General features: G+C 51.3%; 12 protein-coding genes. 5 read left to right on the forward strand and 7 right to left on the reverse strand.

Annotation, left to right across the window (positions count from 1 at the left end; translation table 11 throughout):
- Positions 1 to 66: 66 nt before the first annotated feature.
- Positions 67 to 690, forward strand: a complete 624-nt coding sequence (gene ruvA / locus CA13_RS25080; protein ID WP_146401359.1) for a Holliday junction branch migration protein RuvA — start codon at positions 67 to 69, stop codon at positions 688 to 690.
- 35 nt (positions 691 to 725) lie between these two features.
- Here the strand turns inward: ruvA and rnpA are convergent, their stop codons facing one another.
- Entirely contained in the window at positions 726 to 1,088 is a 363-nt protein-coding gene (gene rnpA / locus CA13_RS25085; RefSeq protein ID WP_146401361.1) for a ribonuclease P protein component, read from the reverse strand.
- 3 nt (positions 1,089 to 1,091) lie between these two features.
- Positions 1,092 to 2,075, reverse strand: a complete 984-nt coding sequence (locus CA13_RS25090) for a DnaJ C-terminal domain-containing protein (RefSeq protein WP_146401363.1) — start codon at positions 2,073 to 2,075, stop codon at positions 1,092 to 1,094.
- 169 nt (positions 2,076 to 2,244) lie between these two features.
- Here CA13_RS25090 and CA13_RS25095 point away from each other — a divergent pair, with 169 nt between their 5' ends.
- On the forward strand, positions 2,245 to 3,798 hold the full coding sequence (locus tag CA13_RS25095) for a CehA/McbA family metallohydrolase domain-containing protein (protein ID WP_419194791.1): 1,554 nt from the start codon (positions 2,245 to 2,247) through the stop codon (positions 3,796 to 3,798).
- 68 nt (positions 3,799 to 3,866) lie between these two features.
- Here the strand turns inward: CA13_RS25095 and CA13_RS25100 are convergent, their stop codons facing one another.
- A complete protein-coding gene (locus tag CA13_RS25100; RefSeq protein WP_419195154.1) occupies positions 3,867 to 4,268 on the reverse strand; it encodes an acyl-CoA thioesterase in 402 nt (133 codons plus the stop codon).
- A gap of 305 nt (positions 4,269 to 4,573) precedes the next feature.
- Here CA13_RS25100 and CA13_RS25105 point away from each other — a divergent pair, with 305 nt between their 5' ends.
- Positions 4,574 to 5,008, forward strand: a complete 435-nt coding sequence (locus CA13_RS25105; RefSeq protein ID WP_146401365.1) for a universal stress protein — start codon at positions 4,574 to 4,576, stop codon at positions 5,006 to 5,008.
- A gap of 5 nt (positions 5,009 to 5,013) precedes the next feature.
- Here the strand turns inward: CA13_RS25105 and CA13_RS25110 are convergent, their stop codons facing one another.
- A complete protein-coding gene (locus tag CA13_RS25110; RefSeq protein ID WP_146401367.1) occupies positions 5,014 to 7,185 on the reverse strand; it encodes a Tex family protein in 2,172 nt (723 codons plus the stop codon).
- A gap of 60 nt (positions 7,186 to 7,245) precedes the next feature.
- The gene (locus tag CA13_RS25115) at positions 7,246 to 7,779 is read right to left on the reverse strand and encodes an ATP-dependent metallopeptidase FtsH/Yme1/Tma family protein (RefSeq protein ID WP_146401369.1); all 534 of its coding nucleotides are present in this window, start codon (positions 7,777 to 7,779) and stop codon (positions 7,246 to 7,248) included.
- Positions 7,780 to 7,911: 132 nt separating this feature from the next.
- On the opposite strand from CA13_RS25115, the gene CA13_RS25120 reads away from it, so the two are divergent.
- Positions 7,912 to 9,003, forward strand: a complete 1,092-nt coding sequence (locus CA13_RS25120) for a linear amide C-N hydrolase (protein ID WP_146401371.1) — start codon at positions 7,912 to 7,914, stop codon at positions 9,001 to 9,003.
- Here CA13_RS25120 and CA13_RS25125 read toward each other — a convergent pair.
- Positions 9,000 to 10,604, reverse strand: coding sequence for a GGDEF domain-containing protein (locus CA13_RS25125; protein ID WP_419194792.1), 1,605 nt, complete (start codon positions 10,602 to 10,604; stop codon positions 9,000 to 9,002). The two genes, CA13_RS25120 and CA13_RS25125, sit on opposite strands and share 4 nt — an antisense overlap.
- 442 nt (positions 10,605 to 11,046) lie before the next feature.
- On the opposite strand from CA13_RS25125, the gene CA13_RS25130 reads away from it, so the two are divergent.
- The gene (locus tag CA13_RS25130; protein WP_146401375.1) at positions 11,047 to 11,337 is read left to right on the forward strand and encodes a BON domain-containing protein; all 291 of its coding nucleotides are present in this window, start codon (positions 11,047 to 11,049) and stop codon (positions 11,335 to 11,337) included.
- 118 nt (positions 11,338 to 11,455) lie between these two features.
- Here the strand turns inward: CA13_RS25130 and CA13_RS25135 are convergent, their stop codons facing one another.
- The gene (locus CA13_RS25135; protein WP_146401377.1) at positions 11,456 to 12,736 is read right to left on the reverse strand and encodes a DEAD/DEAH box helicase; all 1,281 of its coding nucleotides are present in this window, start codon (positions 12,734 to 12,736) and stop codon (positions 11,456 to 11,458) included.
- Positions 12,737 to 12,953 lie beyond the last annotated feature (217 nt).

Below are 12,953 nucleotides of genomic sequence, written 5' to 3' on the forward strand. Positions count from 1 at the left end.
ATTTCACTTCTATCGGTTCTAATACGTCCCTTGAATCTTAGGATGCTCTTTCAAAGGGAATGAAACGTGATCGTCACGATTACTGGAAAATTAGTCCGTGTGGGTGAAACTGCGGTGGTTTTGGAAGCCAACCCGTTCGAATATGAAGTCTTGGTTGCTGATTTCACTCGACGGCAATTACAAGCGAGAACTGGCGACGAGATTCGACTGCATACGCTTGAGTACATCGAAGGAAACGCTCAAGGAGGTCGGTTGACGCCTCGATTGATCGGATTCATGTCAGAACCGGAACGTCAATTCTTTGACTTGTTTTGCAGCGTTGATGGAGTTGGCGTCAAAAAGGCACTGCGCGCAATGGTACGCCCAGTAAAAGAACTTGCCGTGTTGATCGAGCAGCAAGACGCAAAAGCCTTGTCGGCACTGCCGGGGGTTGGTCCCGCGACCAGCGAACGCGTGATCGCTAAACTGCGTCGCAAGATGCCTCGATTTGCTTTGATGGTTGATCGTGAAGGAGTAGGCGAAACCGTTGAACTCGGCTCGCAAGTTGTCAGCGAGACATTCGATGCACTGATGACACTTGGTCACAGCGAAGCGGATGCACGAAAATTGATCGACGAAGCACTGGCGAGTGGTAAGAAGTTCAAGGACACCGAGTCACTATTGACGATGATTTACCAACGCTCGCATTAGCATGCGGGGGCATCCATTAGTCATTTTTGCTTCGCTTAGCTCTCTGTGCTTTGAAGTCGTTTGGCTGCTTTTTGGGCCAAGTACGGCACCGACTTTTCAATTGATTTCCATGAAGATTTTGCTCCCTTCTTGGGACGGACGATCATCTCGATCCCTTCCGGGATCGATTCCGACTGGGTGCGAAAGGATTCGCGTATCAGTCGTTTCCATCGATTGCGGATCACCGCGTTGCCCGTTTTCTTTGGAATCGTAATTCCGATGCGACTTGGAATGGATCGGTTTTGGTTCACAGCGAATAAAACCAATGTTCCATCGGCAACGCAAACGCCTTTCCGTAAGATTAACGTGAACGTCTGGCTTTGCACCACGCGCCGCGATTTGGGAAAAGAATAACGCATGCGTTAGAATGCCAGAGCGTCGCGGAGTATCATCGGATTCTGCTCTGCAAATTTCTCAATCAATTCTTTTGATTCGTCGTCAAGAGATTCAGGCAGCCGAATTTGTATCTCGACAATCAAATCGCCTGCCGAGCCATCACGATTGCGAACGCCTTGGCCTTTCAGTCGCAATCGTCGTCCACTGCTGGTCGACGGTGGGATAGACAGTGTTACGGTTCCAGTCGGTGTCGGGACATCGACTTTCGCACCGAGTGCCGCTTCGGGTAACGACACAGGAAGCTGCAATTCAAGATTCTTTCCGATCCGACGAAAGCTTGGATGATTGGATACCTTCAACAGCAAAATCAAATCGCCCGTGGGCCCACCATTGGGTGACGGTTGGCCTTGTTCTCGAAGCCGAATTTTCGACCCCGTCTCGACACCAGGCGGGATGGTGACGGATAGTTTTTCACTTTTTCCGCCGCGATTTAGATAGAATTCAGTCGTGCCACCGAGGACGGCGGTTTGAAGTGGCAATTCCAGTTCATGTCGCACGTTCGCGCCACGCTGTGGCGGTTGAGTTCGCCGAGCGCGGCCTCGACCCCGTCCACCGCCGGCTGCCCCGGCGCCCATCATTTGTTCAAAAAAGTCCGAGAAACCATGTTCAAACTGGACGCCGCCACCTCCGCGACCGCGACCGCCGAAAATTTGTTCGAGGTCCAAGCCGTCAAATCCAGCTTCACCCGCTCCGCCACCGGCGTTTGGATTCCATCCACTGCTGCGGATCTTCTCGAAATCGGCACCATAACGGTCATACGCGGCCCGTTTGTCCTCGTCGCTTAGGACATCGTAAGCTTCTTGAACTCGCTTGAATTTTTCCCGTGCTTCATCGTTGTCGGGGTTCTTATCCGGGTGAAACTTAAGCGCCAAACGGCGATGCGCTTTTTTGATTTCATCGTTCGTCGCTGTTCGCGATACGCCTAGAACTTGATATAGGTCTTCTGTCACGACGGTTGGGTTCGCTTTTGGGATTCGATGTGGTAGGAAACTGCACTATAACTAAGAGTGCCAACTTGGCACATTCCACCGACTTCCACTAGCGGTAGCAAACGCTGAGCCGATTGTCGATTGAAAGCCGCTTGGCCGTTTTTGGTTGGAGTTGTTGAAGGGGAATTTGATGCGTTTTTGCTTCTATGCCGTGATTTTGATGTTTGCTGGGCTACTGTTGCCTGGCAATCCGCTGCGTGCTGCAGGACAACTGACCGTGTTGGTAACGGACGAAAGCACCCAACTGCCCGTTTCCGCACGGCTAGAGGTCTTTCGGGGCGAACAAGTCGGTGGAAAACTAATGCCGATACGTAAAACGGTTCCTGCGGGGACTGGATCGTCGGGGACGAGTCCTCAAAGTGTTGGTGTTGTGATCGATCGATCCTTGGAGCTCTCTTTCCCCAAAGGGACTTACTCGTTTCGGATGACTCGCGGCCCCGAATATCGGGTGGTACGTGGCCATTTCGTGTTGGAACGAGAGAGCTTTGATGAACACAAAACCGCTTTGCCGCGAATGATCGATATGGCCGAACAAGGTTGGATAAGCGGCGATTGTTGTGTGCCCTCTTCGGCCAATAGTTTGCCACTACGGATGGCTGCCGAAGACTTGCATCTTGCTGCGGTCCTTGGCCATGTCGACGCATTGCCTATCGCTGGCCGCGACGCGCAAGATCCGATCGAGAATGATCCGTCATGGCTACGTGAAGACGTCTTCGAAGATCGCGGGCTCGTTTTTTATGGAGGGGAACAAGACGGCGAAAGTCAATCGTCGGTTGAGCAACCCGTGGCGAGTCGACTGGCTAGGTTGCCTCGCGGGAATGACGACGTTCGGGTCGCAATTGAGAATCCATTTGCATGGCCGCTTCCGGTTTGGATTGCCAGTGGACGAGTTGACGGGATCTTTGTCTTGGGTGATTGGTTGCAACTCGATCGAAAACAGTACACGGTCAAAGATGGTCGGTCACCCGATGGCCCACGCACCGGCGATGCCAGCGAATTGGGACGGTTTGCCGAACGAGTCTATTGGAATTTGCTCGAAGCAGGGATCCGAATTGCACCGTTGGCCGGCAGCGGGTCAGGTGGCAGAGCCACTCCGGTCGGCTACAACCGGCTCTACGTCGCCCAGCAACCCGATGGTCGATCGGCAACTGCGTCACAACAAATTGCCGCTCGGGTGCAATCGTCCGAGCAATGGTGGCAAGCGGCATGGAATGGGCAAAGTGTTGCAACGAACGGACCGATGCTACAGCCGACGCTTGATGGAAAAATCCCCGGACACGTATTCACCGCTCACAGCGGAGAGAAGATTCGTTTGCAGCCGGAGGTTCGGTTGTCCGTACGTGACCCAGTTGATTATTTGGAAGTGATCCGCAACGGACGCGTCCATTACAGTGCGCGGTTGGATGAATTTGCCAAGGCGGGTGGAGTGATCGAGCCGATCGAGATCGAAGAAAGCAGCTGGGTTGTTATCCGCGTTGTAACGCGTTACGAAGACCATTTCCGAGCTGCGATGAGTGCGCCGTGGTACATCGACGTTGACGGAAAACGGCGAAAAACCAAAGAGGCGACTGCGTTCTTTCAAGACTGGCTTCGTCAATACGAGCAGCGGCTCAAGAAACGAACATCAGACGAGATTTCGAAACACGTTCCCTACATCCGAGCTGCTCGAGCCTTTTGGCAGTGATGCGTCCCGAGTTGCCACGTGATCGTTTTGCACGCACGTGATTGTTTCCCAAACAAACGCGTGTCTTTTCAGTCCAACGCTTCATAGCTTTCCCGCAGGGCGTCTGGGACACGTTGGAGTGTCCCCGTGCGATCGATCACCGCGAGCGTTACGGTCGCATCGACCAAGACCTCGCTATCGCGAGTGATTTGGTACTCGTGGATGATCTTCGCGGCAGTGACTTTGGCGATTCGTGTTTGCACTTGGATTAAGTCATCGTACATGGCAGGTTTCCGATAGCGGCAATCGACTCGAACGACGACGACCAATTGCCCCGCTTCTTCCATGTCGCGATAGCGGCCTCCCGAAGCGCGGAGAAACTCGGTTCTTCCAATTTCAAAAAAACGCAAGTAGTTTGAATGATGGACGAAACCCATCGGGTCCACTTCGTCATAACGAACTCGCAGCTCGATCGTATGTTCACGCAAAATATGGCTCAATGGTTTGAGTTCAGTGGTTCTTCATCTGAATCGATACTTTAGGAAGATGTCAGGTTTGGTTCCACATGGCTTACGAATGACAAGAAATCGCCACATGCGGTAAATTGTCGATACTATGAAACGGCACTGTGTGATTATGTCACGCTTGTGTGTCAAAAGAGCGCGCACAAAGAAAGGAAACTCACAATAGATGAGTGTTTCATAACCACATTTATGTGGCACTCGGTTTGCTCCGCTGTAGGCTTTGCCGACGATGCGGTGGGCATCGACACGTTGCCTCTCCCGGAGAACAGACAATGGCTGGACTTCATCCCAAAAAAACAGTTGTTCCAATGGACTTTAGTGAACTCTCCTTGAACGCCCTGAATACTGCGGTCGAAATCGCGGGCGATTCGGGTTCGGTCGAAGTGATTCATGTCTTGCCGCCGATTTTGGTCATGGAGTCCAACGATTTGTACGGCTCTGTGACCGATAGTGATCGGAAGGACGCGACAAAGGCACGATTGAAGAAACAGTTGGCTGACGACAAATATGCAAACGTTCGCATTCGAGTTGCAGTTGGAGACCCAGGACACGAGATCGTTGCCTGTGCCAAACGTGAGTCTGCGGATTTGATCATCATGCCTTCACATGGACATGGATTTCTTAAGCACATGTGGCTCGGTTCGGTTGCCGAACGCGTGGTTCGTACATCCTGCTGTCCTGTGCTTGTGCTTCGGCAGCCGCACTAAGCGGTTCAAAACTTTCGCGTAACCGAAATCCGTTTTCTTGGAATATCGATTTCCAAGACTTTGACTTTCGCCAAATCGCCCACTGAGACCACTTCATTGGGGTCTTTTACGAAGCTGTTGGCGAGTTGTGAGATGTGGATGAGTCCATCTTGATGGACACCAATGTCGATGAATGCGCCAAAGTGAGTTACGTTGGTGATGACCCCTTCGAGGACCATTCCGACTTTCAAGTCTTCCATCGAATTGACTGCATCATCAAATTTCACCGCTCGAAACTCGCTGCGCGGGTCCCGGCCCGGTTTCGCCAATTCACTAATGATGTCAACGATCGTCGGGATGCCGAATTGGTCGTCTACGAACTGTTCGGGTTTCAGTTTCTGGCTAAGTGTTGCATTGCCAACGAGTGTTTTTGAATTAGCCCCAAGCGTCTTGGCCATTCGAGTGACCACCGTGTAGCTTTCAGGATGGACGGCGGAATTGTCGAGCGGTTCATCGCCTCCTCGGATTCGCAAAAAGCCCGCCGCTTGCTCGAACGCTTTTTTTCCAAGCTTGGGTACCTTTGTCAATTCTTTGCGATTCGAAAAGCTGCCGTGACCGTTTCTGTATTCGACAATGTTACTAGCAAGCTTTGGGCCGATACCCGCGATATGCGACAACAGTGGTACGCTAGCCATGTTCAAATCAACGCCCACATTGTTGACACACGATTCAACCACGCGATCGAGGCACTTTCGCAGTTGAGTTTGATTCACGTCATGTTGGTATTGGCCTACACCGATCGATTTCGGGTCGGTTTTTACCAATTCCGCTAATGGGTCTTGGAGTCGACGTGCAATGCTGATGGCACCTCGGACGGTAATGTCCAAATCGGGGAACTCATTCGAGGCAAGCTCGCTGGCAGAGTAGATTGACGCCCCCGATTCGCTGACCATCACCTTGGTCACATTCAGTTTGTTTTCACGAATCAGATTACCAACAACGGCATCGGTTTCTCGCGACGCGGTTCCGTTGCCGATGGCAATCAGCTCGACTTCGTATTTCTTGATCAGTTCTAAGAGTTTTCTCCCTGCACCATCGGTATCGCTTTTGGGAGGCGTTGGATAGATCGTGGTGTTGGTTAGGAATTTACCAGTGCCGTCGACCACCGCAAGTTTGCATCCGGTGCGAAAACCAGGGTCGATACCAATGGTCACACGAGGTCCCGCAGGGGCGGACATAAGCAGTTCGTGTAGGTTTTTGCCGAATACACTGATCGCTTCCTCGTCCGCCTTTTCTTTCAGTGTTTGCAGCACGGTCGATGTTGTCGCGGGCATCAATAGTCGTTCGTAGCAATCGTCAACCGTTGAGACCAATTCGTTGTAAAAATCAAACTGAGGATTATGTACGAACCTGGATTTCAGTTCCCTTGCCACGCGGGAATCATCCAACTCGACACCCACGCGAAGGACTCCTTCGCTTTCGCCTCGTAGCATCGCCAAGACTCGGTGTGACGGAATTTTGTTCGCTGGTTCATGGTGGTCCATGTACAACTCGAACTTGCCCGCGTCTTCCTTCTTGCCTCGTTTCACTTTTGAAGTGATCTTGCCAAACGACAACGCTTGGCCCGTCATCCAAGTCCTGGTTTCTGCGTCTTCGGACCATTGTTCGGCAACAATATCCAATGCACCTTGCAGTGCCGCGTCGCGATCAGGGACCTCTTTTTCCTTGTCGACAAAATCGCCAAGGGTGTCACGTTTCGATTTCGACAGTTTGGTTTGGCTTAGAATGATCTCAGCGAGCGGTCCGAGTCCGCGTTCGCGAGCAATCGTTGCTCGAGTGCGTCGTTTTGGTTTGAAGGGAAGGTAGATCGCTTCAAGCGAACGCAGGTCAGCACAGGTTTCAATTTTCTCCCGTAGTTCATCGGTCAACATGCCTTGTTCGTCGATTGACTTAAGCACGGTTGTTTTCCGTGTTGCCAGTGCGTTTGCCTTGTCGAGTGCATCCTCGATCGCCCGCAACGCAATTTCGTCTAAACCGCCTGTCGCCTCTTTTCGATAACGAGCGATAAATGGAATGGTATTACCGTCATTGAACAGCTCAACCGCCGATTGCACTTGGTGAACAGGGATTCCAAGGTCTTTGGCGATGGCTTGGGTGGCTGCTTCAAGATCAAAAACAGGAAATGATGGGATACTCATGAGTCGCCGTTGAAAACGAGGGTTGCATTGAAATTGAAGATCAAGAATTTGGCGAATGGATCATTTTGATGCAACGCACTGATCATAAAAATGTCTCGCGGCACGCCCGCTGATGGTCGTTTTCTCAACAAGTTCGTTGGCAATCTGTTGGATCGCCTTGGCGTGTCCAGGCTCAAGTAATAAATGTTCGGTCTTATCAAGCAACCGGCGTTGGAGTCGTTCAATTTGCCGGGCGTTGCCCGCGCGGTTGGACAAAAGGGACTGGACGTACCGTAAATCCTGCGAAGCACCTTGATGGCAGTAGCTACCCGTGAAACGCGCTTCCGCGACCATTCCGGCGAGTAAAATTAACGTATCGTCTTCGACGGCGTCTTTTGACTTTTTTGAACGCCCTTTTTTTAATTCGCAAACCCCAAGCCGCGATTGACCGTGTGCGGTTCGGGTCGGGGAAACGGTCACTTTTTGAATCGATCGTCCGAGCGACAAAGCCATTACTGCGTGACCGGCTTCGTGGTAAGCGGTTGCCATGATCGCATCGAATGCAGCGATTTGCGAACTCGTTTTCTCGTTTTGTTGCGTCGCATCGTTCATCATGGCAGAATAATGATCAGTTGGTTTTTCGGCTAGTGTCGCTGCATTTCCGATTTTGTGTTGTTCGAACGCTACTTTTGGGGTCTCTTCTAGGTCGCCCTCGGCCCCATAGCACAAGCGCGTTGGAGAAACTGAATGAATAGAACGTACCAGGTCTCACACATTTTTGTCGCTTTGCTCACAATTGGCAGCATCGTATCTAATGGGGGTGGCATTTCAGCCCATGCTTGTACAGTGATGCGGTTTTCGGTGGATGGGCAACTTTTTGTCGCCCGAAATCACGATTGGCCGTTCGGTGACGGGTTGATGGTGGTCAATCAACGTGGCATCGAGAAGAAGGGCATCTCCGCAGTCCAACCCGCCATCTGGACATCGAAATATGGCAGCGTGTCGTTCGTGCAGTTTGGCCGTGAGATCCCCTTCGCGGGGATGAATGAGGTAGGCCTGACGGTTGACCTACTGCAGCTACACGAGGCAAGTTTTCCCACACCCAAACGAGCGGGCAGGAGCGTCAATGTCATTCAATGGGTTCAGTACCAATTGGATACCGCAAAGAGTGTCGAAGAAGTAATCAAAAGTCTCGATCGTGTTTATCCAATGCCGCTGCTGCCAACCGTCGAACGCGTGCATTACTTCGTCACGGATGAAAAAGGTGGTGTGGCGGTGATTGAGTTTATTAATGGAGTTCCGGTCGTCCAAACCGGAAGCAATGTATCGCAGTGTGCGCTCGCAAATTCAACGCTGAAGGATTCTCGTCGTGCTTTCGCAAACCGTTGGTGGGAATCATCGAGCGAGAAGCGATATCTTCGAGCGGTTAGCGCGATAGACAAAGCGGGTAGCAACGGCACAGATCAAACGCAGGTTGACTATGCTTTTCATTCGCTCGAATCTGTTGCCCAAGGCAATTTAACGCAATGGGCAATCGTTTATCAGCCTCAACAGAGACGCATTGAATTCAAAACGCAAAGGGCTTCGAACCGTCGCTGGATCGACTTGGATGACCTCGCGTTCGAACCCACCGAACCAACGTTGATCCTTGACATTGATACGGATCTTTCTGGTGATTTGAAGTCGCATTTGGTCCCTTACTCGCGAAAAGCCAACGAGCGTTTGGTACATGCTGCGTTTGATCGTTATATGTCCCCAGGCTTTGCACGTATCGCGGTAAAGCAATTGGTGCTGAATTATCCGGACACAATCAAGCCGGCAGTTCTTCGAAAGGACTAACCCAACAGGCGACTGAGAGATTGCTCGAAGGTTTCCTTTTCTGAGACTTGAACCAAACCTATTTCAAGCTTTTCGACTGTTCCCTTCGCAGAATCTCCAAATTGGATCGATGCCGCACTCGCTTGTATTTGCTCAAGACGCTGTTGTGCTGTGTTTGCATCAATTCCAGGAATGCATACTAACAGTGTGCTAGCGTCTTCTGCCCCAATACGATCGACGCTGAGCAAAGTTGCTCGGACTATTTGCAGTAGAGCTCGCATCGAACCTGCAACCGGCTCGCCAGTAACATGTAGCGCCATGATGTGTGTCGATTTGCCAATCGCTTTCGAGCGTTCCTGCAGTTCCGCAAACGATCCCGCAAGTGCGGCGCGGCCTGGCAAACTGGCGAAGGCACCGCGGCTTGGCGCTTCCTCGTTCTTTGCTGGCGTCTTTTGCGGTGCCGGCTCTTGATTCGGCGAATCATTCTTTGTTGCTTCGGGCTTGTTTGGTGTTTCAGTGGCTTCGGATTCCGTTTTTTGGGTAGAGGCTTTTTTCTTGCCGACTGACTTGATTGTGTCAGCGACGGTTTCTTTCACGCCATCGGCCGCTATGGGCTCATCGACTTCTGGAATTAGGAACGATTTTTCCTCGCGTTTGGGCTCTTGTTTGGGCGCTGGGCGAGTTTTCTTTTCCACTTTTCCATCAAGCGAAATTAGGGTCGGTTCGTTTTCGTTCATCCAGAATCCACAATTACGCCCGTGATTCTTGGCGTGGTACATTGCCGCATCCGCACGCTCGATCCATTGCTCGACACTGTCGCCATCAATCTGCTCGGCGACCCCAATACTGGCGTTAACGTTCAGTACGTTCCCTTCGAATTCGATTGATTGTTGTCCAATCGCAACACGAGCCGATTCGACAATCTTCTTGCACTCGTCAACGGAGTAGCCGTCAATGATCGCAGCGAATTCTTCGCCACCAAAACGGGCGACAATACCGTACGATTTCAGCCGAGCATGCAGCATTTGAGCGACGACTTTGAGGACTTCATCACCGGCCCGGTGACCATACTCGTCGTTGAATTTCTTGAAGTGGTCGACATCCAATAGCATCAAGGTTCCCGCACGACCGGCACCGAGAGCGTGGCGACGGGCCAGATGCTCGTCGAACGCACCACGGTTGGACACGCTTGTCAACGCATCGGTTTGAGCACGGCGTTCTGCCGATTCGAGCTGTTCGGCTTGAGCGTGAATACGTTGTTGCGCCGAATGCAACTTTGTCTGCATCGATTCGTTGGCTTCAATCAATCGGTTGACTGCTGCGCACATCGCCTCGGCCGATAACGCTTTTTCTCCCGTCAATGAATCGCTTACTTCTTGAACATTGTGTTGATGTTCATCAACATCAATTGCCATCTTTAACGCATAATCACGAAGTCGCTCGGCGACGATGGAAAGGCGATCTTGTTCGTCATGGACCTGCTTCAGCTCCACTGCGACACGTGAAATTTGACCCACAGCAGCCTCGTCGGAGGATTCAATCCAACCCAGTCCGTGCATAACCCACCCGCAGGAAATTCCCACACCGGCACAGCTAAACGCAATCGCTAAGTCGAGAAGCATCAAATTATTCCAAAAACACGAGCCAACAGAATCATTAGGAAAACGAAGCGAGCCAATCCCTTTGTTTTCCTGTGGTGATATAGCTCGCATTTGCATCTTTTGCCTCGACCAATTGGGCAACCGCTCACGGCTTGCTCGGATTCAATCGGCTGTTTGTGCATGTCCTGGCGGTCCTAACGATTAATCTCAGTAAGACTTTGAACGGACGCTTTCAGCGACACGGTTTACCTATTTGCTCGCGAGGTCTTCTTCATGAGTCAAATTAAAGAGGTTCCGCTTATGCTAGCAATATGTTTTGAAACAGGGGCTTGTCAAAGGGACTATAAGAATCCGATAATATTCACGTAGTCACGATTCGAGAAATGTGTGATATTTGTTTGAAGCGCTTTCACACATCTACCTACCTTCGAGAGCAAAGAGTCAGCGGAAGAAAATTTTGCGCATGATTGCAAAGAGTTTTTTTCACTCCAAGATGCTTCTCTTTGTGTCATTCCAACCGGGACACAACATGATGGAACAGACATACCAGCAAGACATTGCTTCGGCAGCTACTGAGATATTGTCACGCAGTTCGGTTGCAGAGCTGCGAAAGCTTCGAGTGGATGAGAGTGGCAATGAATTGAAACTGAGCGGACATGTTCGCAGTTTTTATCACAAGCAACTTGCCCAAGAGAGCGTTCGCCCGATCGCCGGTGGGCTACGCGTGATCAATTCTGTCGATGTGACTCATTGATAAAGAAGTGGCATTGAGCTGCCGTTCGTTGAATAAATGTCATGGCAATTCGAAGTCGCCAACTTCATCGAAAACACATGAACGTTTTCCGGATTCCCCCTTCGGCAGCGAAAGCTGCCTATCGTCGCCGCCGTGTGATTTTGCGGTGCATCGGGTTGAGCTTCTTTGATGGACTTCTTTTCGGTTCATCTGGTTTAGGCGCCGACTTCACCTCGGGTTCCTCGAACCCATCTAGATGATCTCGTTTGAGCAATTTGTTGATTCGCTGCTCAATGCTGGTTAAAAAATCACCTTCACCTGGTACGACAAAGGTAAAGGCGATGCCTTCACGGCCCATCCGTCCGGTCCGGCCCACGCGATGCACGTAATCATCGCAGTCTTGGGGCACATCAAAATTAATGATGTGCGAAATGGTACTGATATCAATGCCGCGGCCGACTACGTCGGTGGCGACCAAAATCCGCAGTTTTCTCTCACGAAGTTGTTGTAAGACGCGATCACGTTCACGTTGAGCCAAGTCACCATGCATACTGCCGCAATCGTTATAGGTACGGCTTAGTTGCCGGTACAAGCGGTCGGTGCCACGCTTGGTGCGGCAAAAGATGATCGCTTGCTCGGGGTCTTCTCGCTCGAGCAATTGTTCGATCAATTCGACTTTCTTGTTTTGTGGGACGGTAAAATACCGCTGTTCGATCGTATCGACAGCAATGTCTTTGTCGCAGCAATCGACTACCAACGGATGATGCATATACGATTCCGCCAATTTGCGAACCGTTGGCGGCAGCGTTGCAGAAAGCAGCAGCGTTTGCCGATCTTTTGAGCAGCGTCTAAGAATTCGTTCGATTTGCGGTCGGAATCCGATATCGAGCATGCGGTCGGCTTCATCCAACACGACGCACCATACTTTGTCGGTTCGAAGAGATCGACGTTGCAAGTGATCGTGTAGTCGTCCGGGGGTACCGACGACAATTTGGACGCCGTTTTCGAGCACCCGAAGTTGGCGTTTGATGTCCTTACCACCCGCTAAGACGGCGACTTCGGTCGGAACGCCCTTGGACAACATGACGATTTCTCGGCCAACTTGGTCGGCCAATTCACGCGTCGGTACGATGATGATCGCTTGCGGATCCCGGCACTCTTCGAGCGGATCAAGTTGTTCCAGGATGGGGATACCGAACGCAGCGGTTTTTCCCGTTCCAGTTCTCGCTTGCCCGATCACATCTTCACCCTCAAGGGCAGCTGGGATCAAACTCGATTGAATTGGCGTTGGTTCTTCAAACCCCGCATCGCGGAGGGCACGCCGCATCACGGACGATAGGTCAAGGTCGTCAAATGATGTAATTTCAGTTGTTTTTGTGTCATCCACATCGGTTTTCATTCGCTCAGTGTATCGAATCATTTGCTTTTGCACTACGCGGGGGGAACATCAGTGAAACTAGAATTGGGATGCGTGCCAATTTTCGAGCCATTTATCCCTCACGAACGGAATAGCCGGTACAACACTCGTTTGGGCCATTTCGCAGGATCCAAACAAGGACATTCATTGTTTTTGCCCTCGGCGCGATGACGAACAGAGATTTATGCGCACCGACGAACGCCAGATTCGTTCGACTCGG

The sequence above is a fragment of the Novipirellula herctigrandis genome (assembly GCA_007859835.1).
GTDB lineage: Bacteria > Planctomycetota > Planctomycetia > Pirellulales > Pirellulaceae > Novipirellula_A > Novipirellula_A herctigrandis.